The organism is Frondihabitans cladoniiphilus (assembly GCF_039544345.1).
Taxonomy (GTDB): Bacteria; Actinomycetota; Actinomycetes; order Actinomycetales; family Microbacteriaceae; genus Frondihabitans; species Frondihabitans cladoniiphilus.
On sequence record NZ_BAABLM010000005.1, the window covers coordinates 379,199 to 394,857 of the forward strand.

General features: G+C 69.5%; 14 protein-coding genes. 11 read left to right on the forward strand and 3 right to left on the reverse strand.

Annotated elements, in window-relative coordinates; translation table 11 throughout:
* Window positions 1-105: 105 nt before the first annotated feature.
* Together ABEA39_RS13670 and ABEA39_RS13675 are read left to right on the forward strand one after the other, a co-directional pair.
* On the forward strand, window positions 106-756 hold the full coding sequence (locus ABEA39_RS13670) for a TetR/AcrR family transcriptional regulator (protein WP_345376463.1): 651 nt from the start codon (window positions 106-108) through the stop codon (window positions 754-756).
* A 51-nt stretch (window positions 757-807) separates the two neighbouring features.
* A complete protein-coding gene (locus ABEA39_RS13675) occupies window positions 808-2,238 on the forward strand; it encodes an NtaA/DmoA family FMN-dependent monooxygenase (protein WP_345376464.1) in 1,431 nt (476 codons plus the stop codon).
* 23 nt (window positions 2,239-2,261) lie between these two features.
* Here the strand turns inward: ABEA39_RS13675 and ABEA39_RS13680 are convergent, their stop codons facing one another.
* Together ABEA39_RS13680 and ABEA39_RS13685 are read right to left on the reverse strand one after the other, a co-directional pair.
* Window positions 2,262-2,990, reverse strand: a complete 729-nt coding sequence (locus tag ABEA39_RS13680) for an HAD family hydrolase (protein ID WP_345376465.1) — start codon at window positions 2,988-2,990, stop codon at window positions 2,262-2,264.
* Window positions 2,987-3,982 (reverse strand): adenosine deaminase, encoded by a 996-nt coding sequence (locus tag ABEA39_RS13685; protein WP_345376466.1) that lies wholly within the window; start codon window positions 3,980-3,982, stop codon window positions 2,987-2,989. Before ABEA39_RS13685 ends, ABEA39_RS13680 begins: the two co-directional genes overlap by 4 nt.
* 178 nt (window positions 3,983-4,160) lie before the next feature.
* On the opposite strand from ABEA39_RS13685, the gene ABEA39_RS13690 reads away from it, so the two are divergent.
* From ABEA39_RS13690 to ABEA39_RS13705, 4 genes are all read left to right on the forward strand, one after another.
* Window positions 4,161-5,354 carry a sensor histidine kinase gene (locus ABEA39_RS13690; protein ID WP_345376467.1) on the forward strand — a complete coding sequence of 398 codons (1,194 nt, stop codon included), beginning with the start codon at window positions 4,161-4,163 and terminating at the stop codon, window positions 5,352-5,354.
* Between the two features lie 102 nt (window positions 5,355-5,456).
* A complete protein-coding gene (locus ABEA39_RS13695) occupies window positions 5,457-7,706 on the forward strand; it encodes a transglycosylase domain-containing protein (RefSeq protein ID WP_345376468.1) in 2,250 nt (749 codons plus the stop codon).
* Window positions 7,707-7,928: 222 nt separating this feature from the next.
* On the forward strand, window positions 7,929-8,537 hold the full coding sequence (locus tag ABEA39_RS13700) for a TetR/AcrR family transcriptional regulator (protein WP_345376470.1): 609 nt from the start codon (window positions 7,929-7,931) through the stop codon (window positions 8,535-8,537).
* Between the two features lie 77 nt (window positions 8,538-8,614).
* Window positions 8,615-9,451 (forward strand): SDR family NAD(P)-dependent oxidoreductase, encoded by an 837-nt coding sequence (locus ABEA39_RS13705; RefSeq protein ID WP_345376471.1) that lies wholly within the window; start codon window positions 8,615-8,617, stop codon window positions 9,449-9,451.
* 460 nt (window positions 9,452-9,911) lie between these two features.
* On the opposite strand, the gene ABEA39_RS13710 is transcribed toward ABEA39_RS13705, so the two are convergent.
* A complete protein-coding gene (locus ABEA39_RS13710) occupies window positions 9,912-11,207 on the reverse strand; it encodes an MFS transporter (protein WP_345376472.1) in 1,296 nt (431 codons plus the stop codon).
* Between the two features lie 167 nt (window positions 11,208-11,374).
* Here ABEA39_RS13710 and ABEA39_RS13715 point away from each other — a divergent pair, with 167 nt between their 5' ends.
* The 5 genes from ABEA39_RS13715 (at window position 11,375) to ABEA39_RS13735 (ending at window position 15,632) form a co-directional block, all read left to right on the forward strand.
* Complete coding sequence (locus tag ABEA39_RS13715; RefSeq protein WP_345376473.1) at window positions 11,375-11,971, forward strand: DUF6197 family protein; 597 nt, start codon at window positions 11,375-11,377, stop codon at window positions 11,969-11,971.
* Window positions 11,972-12,019: 48 nt separating this feature from the next.
* Window positions 12,020-12,325 (forward strand): type II toxin-antitoxin system Phd/YefM family antitoxin, encoded by a 306-nt coding sequence (locus ABEA39_RS13720; RefSeq protein ID WP_345376474.1) that lies wholly within the window; start codon window positions 12,020-12,022, stop codon window positions 12,323-12,325.
* 10 nt (window positions 12,326-12,335) lie between these two features.
* A complete protein-coding gene (locus tag ABEA39_RS13725; protein WP_345376475.1) occupies window positions 12,336-12,596 on the forward strand; it encodes a type II toxin-antitoxin system RelE family toxin in 261 nt (86 codons plus the stop codon).
* A 73-nt stretch (window positions 12,597-12,669) separates the two neighbouring features.
* Window positions 12,670-14,133, forward strand: coding sequence for an MFS transporter (locus tag ABEA39_RS13730; RefSeq protein ID WP_345376476.1), 1,464 nt, complete (start codon window positions 12,670-12,672; stop codon window positions 14,131-14,133).
* A gap of 248 nt (window positions 14,134-14,381) precedes the next feature.
* Window positions 14,382-15,632 carry a GAF domain-containing protein gene (locus ABEA39_RS13735; RefSeq protein ID WP_345376477.1) on the forward strand — a complete coding sequence of 417 codons (1,251 nt, stop codon included), beginning with the start codon at window positions 14,382-14,384 and terminating at the stop codon, window positions 15,630-15,632.
* Window positions 15,633-15,659: the final 27 nt, after the last annotated feature.

Here is a 15,659-nt window from a genome sequence, read left to right on the forward strand (position 1 = left end):
GCACGAAGAAGTCGGGTGCTCGAAAAGCTAACCCGCAATTGTTTCGCCCACATTTCGGCAGCGTTGTAATCGTCGGACGGGATCGTGTCGGGTTAGCGTCGTCGCATGTCCCAGGCCGTCACCGCCCCCGCCGCCCAGCGCCGAGCCGAGCTCCTCGACAAAGTCGTCGACCAGGTGCTCGAGCGGGGCATCTCGCAACTCACCCTCCGGTCGCTCGCCACCGCCGTCGGCTCGAACAACCGCATGCTGCTCTACTACTTCGGCAGCCGGGAGGAGCTGATCGTGGCGGCCCTCCACGGGGCCGAGCGGCGCTTCCCCGGCATGGAGCGCATCCTCGTCGACCTCGACGACCGCACCCGTCCGCTGGCCGACCGGGTCCTGGGCGCCTGGGCCGTCATCGCGGATCCCACCAACCTGCCCTTCCATCGCCTGTTCTTCGAGATCTTCGGCCTGGCCGGTTTCGAACGCGATCGCTTCCGCACCCTGCTCGGGCTCATCGGCAACGAGTGGGTCGGCCATCTCGCCGCCGGCTATCGCGACGAGGGAACGGGGGATGCCCGGGCCGAGTCCCTGGCGCACGAGACGGTTGCCCTCTGGCGCGGCTTCCAGGCCACGCTCCTCAGCCTCGACTCGACCGACGCGGTCGGCCGAGAAGCCGTCGCCCGGGCCTCGCGCGACGCCCTGGAGGCGCTCCTCGCCCGAGCCGGGCGACTCGGATCCGAGGCGTCCGTTTCGGATCGACACCCGTCGTGTTAAGAGTCTGTTTCGTGGCTGGACTCGGCGTGAACCACTTGGTTCACTGAAGGCATGAAGCAGATCCACCTCGGAGTGTTCGAAGTCGCCGGTACCCAGGTGGGCGGCACGCTCAGCTGGCAGCACCCCCGCAGCGACTCGCTCCGCTACACCGAACTCGACATGTGGATCGGCATGGCCAAGATCCTCGACGGCGCCGGTTTCGACTTCCTGTTCTTCGCCGACGGCTACGGCTACCCGGCCATCGGCGGCGACATCGCCCTCGAGTCGGTCCGGTCGGGCATCAACTTCCCGGGCATCGACCCGGCCCTGCTCATCCCGACCCTCGCCCGCGAGACCGAGCGTCTCGGCTTCGTCGTCACGTCGTCGACGTCGATCGACCACCCGCTGCAGACCGCCCGCCGCTTCGCCTCCCTCGACCACCTGACCGGCGGCCGCATCGGCTGGAACATCGTCACCGGCGGTTCGGGCAACACGGTCGCCGAGCTCTTCGGGCACACCGAGATGATGGCCCACGACAAGCGGTACGACCAGGCCGACGAGTACGTCGACCTCGCCATGACCCTGTGGGAGGGCTCGTGGGAGGACGACGCCTACCTCGGCGACAAGCAGACAGGGGAGCTCGCCGAGCGCGCGAAGCTCCACCGCATCGAGTTCGAGGGCGAGCACTTCCGCTCCAGCGGCTACTTCACGGTGCGCCCCTCGCCGCAGCGCACGCCCATGCTCTTCCAGGCCGGCACCTCGGCCCGGGGCCGTGCCTACGCCGCCCGCAACGCCGAGGCCGTCTTCGTCCAGTTCACGACGACGGAGGCCACGCGCGCGAACGTCGCCGACATCCGAGCCAAGGCCGCCGACGAGGGCCGCGACCCCGAGTCGGTGCTGACGATGATCGGCATCACCGTCGTGGTCGCGCCGACGACGGAGGAGGCCCAGGCGCTCCGCCGAGAGTTCGACGACCTGCAGACCGACGAGGTCGTCGCCACGCTCTACGCCGGCAACACCGGTATCGACCTGCTCTCGCTCGATCCCGCTCGCGATCTGACGCAGCTCCAGGACGACGGCGGCCCCGTCGGGCAGATCGCCCAGTCGAACATCGACCGCTTCCTGCCGACCGACGGCTCCACGCCTCCCACGGTGCGCGAGATCCTCGACGACCTCAAGGGCAAGGGCACCCGCGGCCTCCAGCTCACCGGCTCCACCGTCGAGGTGGCCGACGCCCTCGAGAAGCTGATGGACGACACCGGGCTCGACGGCTTCATGATCGAGCCGATCTTCGGCACGGCCGACGTGCGCGACTTCGCCGACCTCGTCGTGCCCGAGCTGCGCCGCCGCGGTCGCATGCCGGCCGCCCCCGCCACCGGGGCCCTGCGCGAGCAGATGCTCGGTCGACCGGGAGCCCACCTGTCGAGCGACCACCCGGGCACCCGGTTCCAGGTGACGCCCGCGACGGTCGAGCCGGCAGCGGCCGAGCCGGCGACCGTCTGACGACGGCGCGAGCCGGCTGCCGTCTAGCTCCGGTTCACCCAGGCGCCGATCGGCTCGTAGAGGTCCTCGAACGTCGGCGCCCGGAAGTCCGGCACCGCCTCCGGTGCCGGCAGCCGCTCGATGAGCGCTGTCGCCGAACCCTGTCGATGGGCCGGCTCGAGGTCGTTCATCCAGATGTCGCCGACGCTCAGGAGGTGGTCGGCCGCGACGCCGTGGTCGGCGCGGAGCCGCTCCAGGATGGTGGGCATGCCCGCCGGTTTGCCCGCCGACGTGACGAGTTCGCCGAAGAGTCCGGCGAGGCCGAGATGGGCGAGCTGCTGCACGATCCCCGCCTCGGGCGCGTTCGTCACGAGCACCCGCAGCACGTCGTCGGGAAGGCTCTGCAAGAAAGAAGGAAGGCCCGGGGGAGCCCAGGTCGGGATCGAGCCCGTCGCCAGCTCGTCACGGCTGCCCTGGTAGGCCGCCGACAGCTCGGCGTTGGTGATGCCTCGGGAGTGCGCGAGACGGGCGGCCGCGGCGTAGCCGTCCGGGCTGCCGATCACGGTCTCGAGCGCCTGCACCAGCATCTCATCGGCCTCGACGTCCTCGCCGAGGAACCGGCGCAGCGTCGTCTCGACGAGGCCGGCGGGATGCTCGGGGTCGCGAGCCGCCAGGGCCTCGTCGAGCCGGCGGGCGTAGCTATAGACCGGACCGTCGCCGAGGCAGATCGTGCCGTCGAAGTCGAGCACCAGGAGCTTGGTCGTGACGGTCACCAGGCGTCGACCTCGGCGAGCAGTTCGGCCTTGCGGTCGTCGTCGGCGAACGACCCCGTGATCGAGTTCCGGGCGAGGGTCCGCAGGGCGTCGTCGTCGAGGTCGAGAGCAGTGCGGACGGCGTCGAAGTTGGCGTCGACGTAGCCCCCGAAATACGCCGGGTCGTCGGAGTTGACGGTGGCGACGAGGCCGAGGTCGAGCATCCGGCGCAACGGGTGTTCACGGAGGTCGTCGACGACTTGCAGCCGCAGGTTCGAGAGGGGGCAGACGGTCAGGGGGATGCGCTGCTCGACCAGGCGGGCGACGAGCGCGTCGTCCTCCAGGCTCCTCACCCCGTGGTCGACGCGCTCGACCTTCAGCTCGTCGAGCGCAGCCCACACATAAGAGGGGTCTCCCTCTTCTCCGGCGTGGCCGACGCAGTGCAGGCCCAGTTCGCGAGCGCGGGCGTAGACGGGGGCGAACGGAGCGGCGGGGAATCCGACCTCGGACGAGTCCATCCCCACGGCGAGAAGGTCGGATGCACGGTGTGCGACGGACTCGAGGGTCGCCGCCGCCTCGGCTGCCGGGAGATGGCGGAGGAAGCACAGGATCAGGCCGCCCGTGGTGCCGTGCGTCGCCTTCGCCTCGGCGAACGCGTCGAGGAGACCATCGAGCACGTCGTCGATCGCGACGTCGCGGGCCGTGTGCGCCTGGGGGTCGAAGAACATCTCGACGTGTCGGACGCCGTCGGCGTGGGCCTTCTCGAGGTAGGCGCCGGCGAGCACGCGGAAGTCGTCGCGGGTGACCAGGACGTCGGTGCAGGCGTAATAGAGGTCGAGGAAGGGCTGGAGCGACTCGAACGAATACCGCGAGCGGAGGTCGTCGATGTCGTCGAACGGAAGGGTGATGCCGTTCTTCTCGGCCAGGGCGTACACCATCTCCGGTTCGAGGGTGCCCTCGACGTGGAGGTGGAGCTCGGCTTTCGGCAGGGTGCGGGTGTCTCGCTCGCTCATGGCCCCAAGGCTACCGAGCGCTGTGCGGGCATCCCGCCGTGTCCCGTTCTGGGGTGTCCGAAGAGGAGCTTTCGGCCGGGGTCGCGAATAGCATTGGACCCGTCAGCAGACGTCCGTCACGACCCCGGGGAGATCGGTGCAGGTGCCAGGCCCTTCGTCGAGTGCCCCCTCGGGCGAGGTGTCGAAACGCGGCCGCGCCAATCGCAATCCGATCAGCGGGCCCACCATCGAGCGGGCGCTCGGCCGGGCCATCGCCATCCTCTCCCTGGTGTTCGGAGCGCAGTCGGTGCCGTTCGCCGTCGCCCAGCTCGGGTCGATGAAGCCCGGCTGGGCCTGGATCGTCGGGATCGCGATCTTCGGCGGGCTCGCTCTCACGGCCGTTTCGGGCTTCACCCTCCGCGGTTTCGAGGTGATGGCGGCGTTCGTGTCGATCGCCTACTTCGTGGCGCTGGTGACCTGGAGCATCGGTGCGAAGGATCCCACGCACGTTCTGGTGGGGGTCCCATGGCTCTGGTACATGTGCAACCTGGCACTCACCGCGGCGGTGGTCGCGTTCTCGCCGCTGGTGGCGACGGTCTACCTCTTCGTCATTCCCGGCGCCTACGCGGTGATCCGCGTCCTGCCGGCCGGGGGTGCGGCGTCGCCCGGGCGAGCCGCCCTCGACAGCGTCTACGTCCTCATCCTCGGAGGGGCCGCCCTCATCCTCATCACGCTCCTGCGCCGTGCGGCCTACCTCGTCGACGCGGCCCAGCTCGGAGCGATCGGTCGGTACGCGGATGCGGTGCGCGAGCACGCGACGGAGGTCGAGCGGGTGCAGGTCGACTCCATCGTGCACGACAGCGTCCTGACGACGTTCCTGTCGGCGGCGCGCGCGTTCAGTCCGTCGGAGAGACAGCTGTCGACCGCGATGGCCCGCAACACGCTTCGAGAGCTGGGCACCGTGGTCGGCGGTCCGAAGATCAGCAGTGACACGAGCCTTGCGTCGATGCGCCAGCGGGTGCGCAACCTCTGCGAGGAGATCGGGGTCGAGGTGGATCTCCGCAGCCGCGGTCTCGACAACCACACCATTCCGTCACGAGCCGCCGAGGCGCTGTACTCCGCCGCCATTCAGGCCCTCCTCAACAGCGTCCAGCACGCCGGGCCGGGTTCGATCGAGCGGTGGGTCGAACTCGACTGGACCGAGCGGGGCGTCAGCGTCGAGGTCGGAGACCGAGGGGCGGGGTTCGACCCGAGCGCTCTGAGCGGCGAGCGGCTCGGAGTGCGGGTCTCGATCCAGGAGCGACTCGCCAACGCGGGCGGAGAGGCCGAGATCGAGTCGGCCGTGGGGGAGGGAACCGTGATCCGCCTGCAGTGGCCGCGATTGGCGGCCTGACGGGGCTGGACCGCTCGAGGCGCCGGGGCCTCCGCCGCGACTCGGTCGTCCGGGAGGATGACAAGTGCTTGGAAAGAGCCGTGCTCCGCTTATCGTAATCAGGTGACTCGAACTGCACCCGGCGTGATCGGCGCCATCATCGGCTTCGCCGGCCTGTCCGTCGTCGCGGGCGCCCTCGTGGCGGCCCTCTTCGTCCCCGGAGCGACGGTGGCGAGCAACGCCGTCACGACCACGGTCGACACCTTCGACTCGCTCCCGAGCTATCTGCAGATCACGCCGCCGGCGCAGGCGTCGTCGATCTACGCCAAGCAGGGCGGCCAGGACGTCAAGATCGCGACCTTCTACTCGCAGAACCGCACCGACGTCGCTTCGGCCGACATCGCCCAGGTCTTCAAGGAGTCGACGGTCGCGACGGAAGATCCGCGGTTCTACGACGAAGGCGCGATCGACGTGCAGGGCACCCTCCGCGGCGCCATCTCGACCGCTCTCCACAAGGGCGTCCAGGGCGGCTCGTCGATCACCCAGCAGTACGTCAAGAACGTGCTCGTGAACCGGTGCGAGCAGCAGGGCGACACCAAGGCCGTCGACGCCTGCTACTCGCAGGTGACGGCGACCACGCCGGCCCGCAAGCTCCGCGAGATGCGGTATGCCATCGGCGTCGAGAAGAAGTACTCCAAGGACGAGATCCTCCGCGGCTACTCCAACCTGGTCGGCTTCGGCGGCACGGTCTACGGCGTGCAGGCCGCGTCGCTCTACTACTTCAACGTGAGCGCGAAAGACCTGTCGCTGGTCCAGGCGGCCACGCTCACGGCCATCATCAACAACCCGACCAACCTGCGCATCGACCAGCCGACCAACGTGAAGAACGGCTCGGCCAACGGCTACGCCCTCACTCTGGCCCGCCGCAATTACGTGCTCGACCGCATGTACGTCAACCACTACATCGACAAGGCCACCCGCGACGCCACCAAGGCCCTGCCGGTCACCCCGGCGATCACGCCGTCGGTCAACGGCTGCGAGTCGGCCATCGCCTTCGACGCCGCCTACTTCTGCAAGTACGTCGAGCTCTCCGTTCTGGCCGACCCGGCCTTCGGCTCGACGCAGGACGCGCGGAACGCCTCGCTCGACGGCGGCGGACTCTCGATCTACACGACGCTGAACCTCGATCTGCAGAAGGTCGCTCAGACGAACGTCTCCGCGTACATGCCCACGAGCATCCCCGGGGTCAGCCTCGGCGCCTCGCAGGTCTCGGTCGAACCCGGCACCGGCAAGATCATCACGATGGTGCAGAACACCAACTTCGACGAGACCTCGACCGCGTCGACCGGCTCGACGTCGGTGAACTACAACACCGACTACGACCGGGGCCGCTCGGAGGGGTTCCAGACCGGATCGTCGTTCAAGGCGTTCACCCTGGCGGCCTGGCTCGAGGCCGGCCACACCCTGAACGAGAACGTCAACACCGCGACGCACTACTTCCCCGGCACGGCGTTCAAGAACAGCTGCGCCAACACGTCCGCGTCGAACTGGAACGTGGCCAACGCCGACCCGGCCCCGGCCAACATGACCGTGCTCGCGGCGACCGCCGACTCGGTCAACTCGGCGTACGCCCGCATGGGCACCTCGCTCGACCTCTGCAAGATCCTCGACGTCGCCAAGGGGATGGACATCCACGCCGCTTCGCCGGTCAACCCGCTCCAGACCCTGCCGACCATGATCATCGGCACGAACTACATCGCACCGCTGGCCATGGCGACGGCGTACGCCGGCATCGCGAACAACGGCGTCGTCTGCACCCCTGTCGCGATCACCAGCATCACGTCGACCCTCGGCACGAAGATCACTCCGACGCCGACCTCCTGCACCCAGGGCATGCCGGCCGACATCGCGCACGGGGTCTCGTACGCGCTGCAGACGGTCCTGAAGCCCGGCGGCACCGGTGCGGCGGCTCAGCCCGGAGACGGCGTGCCGATCATCGCCAAGACGGGCACGACCGACGCGGCCACCCAGAACTGGCTCGTGACCTCGACCTCGCGGATCGCGCAGGCCACCTGGGTCGGCAACATCCGCGGCAAGATCGGCTTCTACAAGTACTACGTCAACGGCGTGTACGGCTACAGCCTCAAGTTCCTGATGGACAAGCCGATCATCCAGGCGCTCAACAAGGCCTACGGCGGAGGCGACGCGTTCATCGCGCCGCCCGCCAATCTGATCGGCTCGGTGGCACCGGCGCCGACCACCGCACCGACTCCGGGTACCGGGACGGGGTCCGACAACGGCTCGGGCGGCAACGGCAACGGCAACGGCGGGAACAACGACGGCGGCGGGGCCGGCGGGACGCCGAACCAGTAGGTCGCGGGCCAGCTCCAGAACGCGCCGCTCATGTTCCCTCCAAGCGGTACCTTCTGGAGTCGGCATGCGTGAAGCGTGATGCGGGCTGGCGCCGTGCGACGTGTGGCGGTCTACGACACGCGCCGCGGCAGGGTGCGGTGTCCGTGATACGTCGCGCGGCAGCCCGTGCCGCCGAGCCCGAGAAGGGTGGCAGTTTCTGCCACAAAGAGTAGAGTCGCGGACGTGAGCGACGACGGCACCCGAGGCACCGCGGTGCTCCGCGCCTCCGAGGCCTGCGCCGCGCTCTACATCGCACGCGGCACCACCGACCTCACCGTCGCCGAGATCGCCGCGGCCATCGGCATCAGCCAGCGCACGTTCTACCGGTACTTCCCGATCAAGGCCGAGACCGTCAGCCCCCTCTTCGCGTGGACGACTGCGACGTTCGACCGGGCTGTGGCGGATGCGCCCGCGTCGGAGTCGGTGCCGGGCATCCTGCGCTCCGGATTCCGGGCCATGCTCGGCGGTGAGGTGGCCGACCGCACCCGGGGTCTCTTCCCGCACGTCTTCGGCGATCAGGAGATGTGGTCGGTGTTCCTGCGCCATGTCCACGACGGCGAACGATCGCTTGCACCGGTGCTGGCGGCTCGGCTGGAGCTGGAGGCCGGATCCGTGGAGGCGCGCGCCGCCGCGGCCGCCGTGGCGAGCTCGACCCGGATCGCCCTCGAGGGCATGGTCACCGACGGGCGTGACCCGGAGGAGCTGTTCGCCACGACGCTCGAAGCCTTCGCGGCCGGGCCTCTCCGCGCTCTTCCCGCGACGCGCACCGTGGCATCCCCCGCCCCGGCCTGACGACTCGGCGCCGCGGCGGCCGAGGCCCTCCACCGCGACGTCTCATTCGCAACGGGCCGGAAGAAGAAGCAGAAACCATGACAGGACTCCTCGAAGGCAAGGTCGCCATCGTCACGGGCGGCACCAGCGGCATCGGTCTCGCCAGCGTCGAACGGTTCGTGAAGGAGGGCGCCAAGGTCGCCATCGCCGACATCCAGGACGACCTCGGCGCGAGCATCGCCGAGCGCCTCGGCGAGAACGTCGTCTACGTGCACACCGATGTCACGGACGAGGCGGCCATCGAGGCACTCGTCGCCACGACGGTCGCCACCTTCGGCAAGCTCGACGTGATGTACAACAACGCCGGGGCGCAGGGCGACCCGTCGACGATCCTCGAGATCGGCTCGGCGGGCTTCGACAAGACGATCGCGCTGTTGACCCGCTCGGTCCTCCTCGGCCACAAGTTCGCCGCCCGGCAGTTCCAGGCGCAGGGCACCGGCGGTTCCATCGTGACGACCGCCAGCGCGGCCGGGATCCAGGGCGGCTGGTCGGCTGCCGGCTACACGATCGCCAAGCACGCGATCGTCGGAATCGTCCGACAGGCCGTCGCAGAACTGGCGCCCCTGGGCATCCGCTCGAACGCGATCGCACCCGGCATCATCATGACGCCGATCATGGCCCGCAGCTTCGGCGTGCCGGTCGAGGAGTCGGAGGAGTTCACGAAGTTCCTCGCCGGCAAGCTCGGCTCGACGCAACCGATCGGCCGCGTGGGGCAGCCCGACGACATCGCAAAGGTGGCGACGTTCCTGGCCAGCGACCTGGCCGAGTACGTCACGGGCGTCGTCATCCCCGTCGACGGTGGTGCGACCGCGATCACCCAGGGCACCTTCGCGACCGACGTCGTTACGGCGGCGGCGGAGTACAACGACCGCTAGCGCGGATGCCGCGCGACGTATCACGGTCGACGAGACGCGCCGCGGCGCGGTGCGGAGTCCGCGATACGTCGGGCGGCGCGACACAGGGACACGTGCGAGACACGGGGTCACGTGCGCGACACAGGGTCACGTGCGCGGGGCGGCGAGAGCGTGGGATGCGCGGGGCGGATCCTGCGCGAGGCGGCGACCCCGTGCATCCCCCGTCTCGACGTGTCTGCGCAGCGGTGCGACCCGGCGGGCTCTGACTCCAGGACACGCTGCTCATGTTCGGCCCGGGCGGCATCTCGTGGAGTCGGCTCGAGAGCGGCCACCCGCCGACTCCAGAAGACACGGGTTCATCGAAAGATGAGCAGCGTGTTCTGGAGTCGCAGCGGCGCGGCGGATGCGCGGCACGCAGCACACGCAGCACACCCAGCACGAGGAGCACACGCACCGGGTAGCGCCCGGCGCGCAGGACCGGTCAGGCGGCCGCGGCACTCACGGCGGCGCGGCGCGAGCGACCCGAGCCCATCGTCAGCAGGACGACGGCGCCGAGCACCGCGATCCCACCGGCGAGGAAGAAGTCGAAGGGCAGTCCGAGACCGCTGACGGCGAGGCCTCCCACGACCGAACCGGCCGCCAACGAGAGCTGGATCGTCGTCACGAACAGCGCCAGCCCGCCCTCCGAGCCACCGGCGGCCGCGGTGCCCATCCAGGTCTGCATGCCGAGCGGGATACCACCCCACACGAAGCCCCAGACGATCAGCAGCACGAAGACGCCGACGAGCGACTGGGCCAGCAGCGGCAGCAGGATCACGGCCACCGCCAGCAGGATCTTCGCCGCGATCATGGTGCGGACGATGTCGCGCGAGATCCCCACTCCGGTCGCGAAGTTGCCGACGATGCCGGCGACGCCGAAGACGAGCAGCGCGATCGTGATGGTGCCGCTCGACACCTTGGCGAGATTCTCCAGGTACGGCGAGACGTAGGTGTAGGCGGTGAACTGCCCGACGAAGATGAGGGCTGTCGCGATGAGGCCGACGCGGGCGCGCGGGATCCGGAACAGTCCGCCGAGAGTGGCGAAGCGCACGCGGTTCAGCGCCGGGATGCTCGGCAGGAGGAAGAGCTGGCCGACGAGCGCGACGACGCCGAGGGCGGCACCGATCAGGAAGCCGACGCGCCAGGTGGCGAGCGACGAGACGAGTGCGCCGAGGGGGAGGCTGACGACTGTTGCGACCGAAACGCCCGCGGTGATGAACGAGGTGGCCTTGATGACGGCACCCGCGTGGACGAGGCGGGGCGCGATGCCGGCGCCGATGGACCAGAAGCCGCCGATTCCGATGCCGAGGAGGAGCCGCGCGACGATCAGCACGCCGAAGTTCGGCGCGAAGGCTCCGAGCACGTCGGCCACGACGAGGAGCACGGTGAGCCCCCACAGCACGTACCGGCGGTCGATTCGGGAGGCCAGCACGGTCACCATGGGAGCGGCGAGCGCCCCCATCAGCCCGGTGGCGACGACCATCAGTCCGGCCGTGCCGATGTCGACGCGCAGGTCCGAGGCGATGGCGGGGAGGAGGCCGATCGGCAGGAACTCCGACAGCACCAGGACGAACGAGCCGAGCGCGACCGAGAGCACTCCGAGCCAGCCGCGGCGGTCGGACATGCCCCGGTCGTTCTCGCCCGGTTCCCGGCCGCCGGTGGCTCCGGTGGCGCCGGTGGGCGCGATCAGCGGGGGATGCACGGGGCTGGAGACGGGGATGCTCGTGGTGTCGTTCACTCGGGCTCCAAGCCCCGGCCCTCCCGATCCATTCCCCCGTGACGCCCCTTGCCTCCGAGGCCTGCCCGAGCGTGGTCGCAACGCGCGGAATCGCCCCGTGAGAACTCGTTGACATCACGCCTGTGATGGCGGAGACTCCCTCCACACGAAGTCTCGAGGAGGATGCCATGACAACCCCTGCGTCGGTTCTCTCGCCGGTCGAACAGGTCCCCGATCCGACCCCTCTAGCCGGTCCGGTCACGCGGGTCGGGCCGCTCGGCCGCTGGTTCGCCGGTCTTCGCGCTCGTCGGTCGGCTCTGGCCGAGCGTCGCCGAGCCGAAGACGTCGCGCGACTGGCGGACCTCCTGCCCGTCCTCGCGTCGGCACGCGATCGAGTGGAAGCCGGCTGGATCCAGAACGCCTGGTTCGAGACCGTTGGGCCGACGGGTGGACGGATGCTCGCCACCGGGATGGCGGCCTTCCGGGTGGAGCCCCGCGACGTCACGGGGTCCTGTCTCGTCGGCGCCCTCGTCCTGGCGGCAGGTGGGCCCGCCGAGGTCCAGTCGCCGGTGGTGCGCGACGCCGTCGCCGCCACATGGCATGCCCTCCATCGTGCCGACGGCGACCCGTTCGAGCGGGCGCACGAGCCGATCGCCCGAGCGCGCACGGTCCGCGACCTCACCGGCTGGAACGATGACCCGGGTCGCAGCGCCGAGGAGGTCACCGAGCTCCTGCTGACGGCCGAGCGGATGGTGTCCCGCGAGCTGCTCGCGTCCGGCTCCTGACCCCGGCATGAACTGTACGGTTCCGTTCTCGTCCTGTACGGTTGGTGCATGACCACGACCACTTCGCCCCTGCGTCCCATCGGGTTGACCGCCGCCCGCACGCACCTGAGCGACCTCGTGGCGCTCAGCATCGAGACCCGCACTCCGGTGTATCTCGAGCGCCGCGGCAAGCGAGTCGCGGCCATCATCGCGGCCGACGACCTCGACACCCTGCTGGAGATGGCGGAAGACCTCGCCGACATCCGAGCGGCCGACGCCGCCCGGATCGAAGCAGTCGGGGCGAATGCACAGACCGGCGGCGCAGACACCTCCATCCCGTGGGAGGAAGTCAAAGCCGAGCTCGGTCTCGTCTGATCAGCGTCGGGTGAGCTACGAGATCCGGCTCGTGCCGTCGGTCGTCAAGACGCTTCGCAAGCTCGATCCGTCCGCTCGTCGCCGAATCCAGGCCGTCGTCGAGATCCTCGCCGACGATCCCCGGCCCCCGGCCGCGACCCAGCTCGTCGGTGGTTCCGGAGAATGGCGGGTCCGGACCGGCGACTATCGAGTCGTCTACGAGATCCGTGACTCCGAGTTGATCGTGCTGGTCCTGACGGTCGGGCATCGGCGAGACGTGTACAAGCGATGACGTCTTCGAGCGACGGCGCCCAGCGGCGTTCGGAATGGCGCGGAGACCGCCGCCCGGTAGGTTGGCCTCCGACATGACTACGACGACTGCCTCCGGTGTCGGCTTCCGCTCGGAGCGGGGCCCCATCCTCATCGCCCTGATGCTCACCACCGGGCTGGTGGCCATCGACTCGACGATCGTCGCCACTGCGGTGCCCTCGATCGTCCACGACATCGGTGGCTTCTCGTCGTTCCCCTGGGTCTTCTCGATCTACCTCCTCGCGCAGGCCGTGTCCGTCCCGATCTACGCCAAGCTCTCCGACACGGTGGGGCGGAAGCCCATCATCCTCGTCGGCATCGGACTCTTCCTGCTGGGGTCGATCCTCTGCGGGTTCGCCTGGAGCATGCCGGCTCTCATCCTCTTCCGAGTCGTGCAGGGCCTCGGCGCCGGGGCCGTCCAGCCGATGGCGATCACCATCGCCGGTGACATCTACACGGTGAAGGAGCGGGCGAAGGCGCAGGGCTACCTGGCGAGCGTCTGGGCGATCTCCTCGGTCGTGGGCCCCGCGCTCGGAGGCGTGTTCTCCTCCCTCGGGGTCTGGCGGCTCATCTTCTTCGTCAACGTCCCACTCTGCCTGCTGGCCGTGTGGATGCTCCTCCGCGCCTTCCACGAGACGATCGAGCACACCCGCCACAAAGTCGACTACCTCGGCGCCGGCCTCCTCACGGTGTCGTTGAGTCTCCTCATCCTCGCCGTGCTCGAAGGCGGCCAGGCGTGGGCGTGGAACTCCCTGCCTAGCATCGGCGCCTTCGTCGTCGGCGGTCTTCTGCTGATCGCCTTCGCCGCGGTCGAACGGCGTGCGGCCGAACCGATCCTGCCCACCTGGGTCTTCTCCCGCCGACTGCTGCTCACGACGTCACTCACGTCCTTCGGAGTGGGCGCGATCATCCTCGGTCTCACGTCGTACGTGCCGACCTACCTCGAGGGCTCGATCGGGACCTCGCCGATCCTCGCAGGGCTGGCTCTGGCCGCGCTGACGCTCGGCTGGCCGGTGAGCGCCTCCCAGTCCGGGCGCCTGTACCTCCGTATCGGCTTCCGGTCGACCGTCCTGATCGGCGTAAGCATCGTCACGATCGGTTCCCTCGCGACGGCGATCGTGGCCCCGCATCCCAACGTCTATCTGCTCGCTCTGACCTGTTTCGTGACCGGTCTCGGCATGGGGCTGGTCGCCACGCCGAGTCTCATCGCCGCCCAGTCGAGCGTCGGCTGGAACGAGCGGGGCGTCGTCACCGGAACCAACCTGTTCGCCCGATCGGTCGGCAGCGCGCTCGGCGTGGCCGTCTTCGGGGCCGTGGCCAACGCCATCTACGCGAAGACTCCGGGCGGCGACCACGTGCCGTCCGTCATCGTGCACGCGTCGGGCGCCGTCTTCGTCGCCGTCGTGGTCGTGGCGCTCGTCGTCGCCGCGGCGGTCCTGGCCATGCCGCGCACGAGCGCCGTCGCTCCGACCGCCTCTGCAGCGTCCGACCCCGACAAGGACACCGCCGTCTCGGTGTGACGGGGGCGTTCGGAGCCCTGCGGAAATCGGATTGCCTCTCGAGACGCCCCCGATCTGGATGATGCGGATTGCTCATCTGCTCCCATATGCTCGTCGGAACCACATAAATGCTCCAGCAGGAGTCGCTTCTCAGGATCAGGGCGACGCTCCACTGCCGGCCGCATGACGAATCGCTCGGAGAAACCACGATGAGCTCCTTCGCTGACGCGCTTCGGCGCCCGCACCAGAAACGCCTCTACCGCCGGATCATGTCCGGTCCCCTTCTGCTGACCCGTCCGAGCGACGCCACGCGGGCGCACGCCTCCGGCGTCAACCCCGATCGCGTCCTCCTCTTCGGCAACGGCGTCGCCAACGGATGGGGCGCCCGTACGCAGACCCAGGCCCTGCCGGGCGAACTCGCTCAGGCGTTGACGGAGCGCACCGGTCGCGGCACCGACGTCGACGTCGTCGCCGGGGTCGACTGGACCATCGAGAACGCTGCCGAGGTCATCGCCGGTCGTGACCTGACCGGCTACGACGCGATCATCCTCCTGATCGGGGTGAGCGACGCGTTCCAGCTGCTGCCCGAGCAACGCTGGACCGCGGGGCTCGTCCAGGTCCTGTCCGAGTTGCTCAAGCGGACGTCACCCTCGACCGGAATCACCGTGATGGGCATCCAGCCGATCAGCACCATCGGCGTCTTCGACACGGAGCCCGGAGGACTCGCCGACCGGTGGGCCGAACGCCTGAACCAGGTCTCCTGGCAGGTCTGCGAAGGGCGTGCCCGGGTCCACTACGTCGACCCGCCCGCGGCGAACCTGATCCGGGAACCCGTGTCGCAGGCCGGTGCGGAGGCCACGAGTCTCGACCACTTCCACTCCTGGGCGTTCGTCCAGGCCGCCCATCTCGCGCCGTACCTCGACGCGCAGAGCGGAGTCGAGCATCCCGCCCGCGTCTCTCGCAACACGTCGCAGAGCCGGCAGCGGCGGCTGGACGCCCTCTGGAAGACCCATCTCCTCGAGGGCCCGCCCGAGCCGCGGTTCGACGCGATCGTGCGTCGGGCTCAGCAGGTGTTCGGGGCCGACGGCGCCGCATTCACCGTCATCGACGCAAACCGGCAGTTCAACAAGGCGGTCGCCGGCTTCGACATCACGGAGGTGCCGCTGGAGCGGTCGTTCTGCAAGACCACGATCACGACCTCGCAGCCGTTCGTCGTCGGCGACGCCGAGACCGACACACGCCTGATCGAACACGAGACCGGAGAGCTCGGCGCGCGGTTCTACGCCGGCTACCCCGTGGAGGCACCGGACGGCACCCGGATCGGGGCGCTCTGCGTGTTCGGCGGCCAGCCCCGTGACCCCGACAGCGTCGACATCGTGGCCCTCCGGGACTTCGCGCTGGCGATCCAGGACGAGCTCGCGCTCACGGTCGCCGGGCGCACGCACGAAGAGTCGCGCGACCCGTCGATCCCCTTCGCGGAGGGTCGGCCCGCCAGCCCGCGGTCGAGCGTCTCCGTCTGAGGCGCTGCCGGCAGGGGTCGCGGAACG

What these genes read in the sequence shown, in the direction of transcription:
- ABEA39_RS13670 (WP_345376463.1), top strand. Translation starts at nt 106, where the DNA reads ATGTCCCAGGCCGTCACCGCCCCCGCCGCCCAGCGCCGAGCCGAGCTC.
- ABEA39_RS13685 (WP_345376466.1), bottom strand. Translation starts at nt 3,982, where the DNA reads ATGAGCGAGCGAGACACCCGCACCCTGCCGAAAGCCGAGCTCCACCTC.
- ABEA39_RS13705 (WP_345376471.1), top strand. Translation starts at nt 8,615, where the DNA reads ATGACAGGACTCCTCGAAGGCAAGGTCGCCATCGTCACGGGCGGCACC.
- ABEA39_RS13720 (WP_345376474.1), top strand. Translation starts at nt 12,020, where the DNA reads ATGACCACGACCACTTCGCCCCTGCGTCCCATCGGGTTGACCGCCGCC.
- ABEA39_RS13675 (WP_345376464.1), top strand. Translation starts at nt 808, where the DNA reads ATGAAGCAGATCCACCTCGGAGTGTTCGAAGTCGCCGGTACCCAGGTG.
- ABEA39_RS13735 (WP_345376477.1), top strand. Translation starts at nt 14,382, where the DNA reads ATGTCCGGTCCCCTTCTGCTGACCCGTCCGAGCGACGCCACGCGGGCG.
- ABEA39_RS13715 (WP_345376473.1), top strand. Translation starts at nt 11,375, where the DNA reads ATGACAACCCCTGCGTCGGTTCTCTCGCCGGTCGAACAGGTCCCCGAT.
- ABEA39_RS13730 (WP_345376476.1), top strand. Translation starts at nt 12,670, where the DNA reads ATGACTACGACGACTGCCTCCGGTGTCGGCTTCCGCTCGGAGCGGGGC.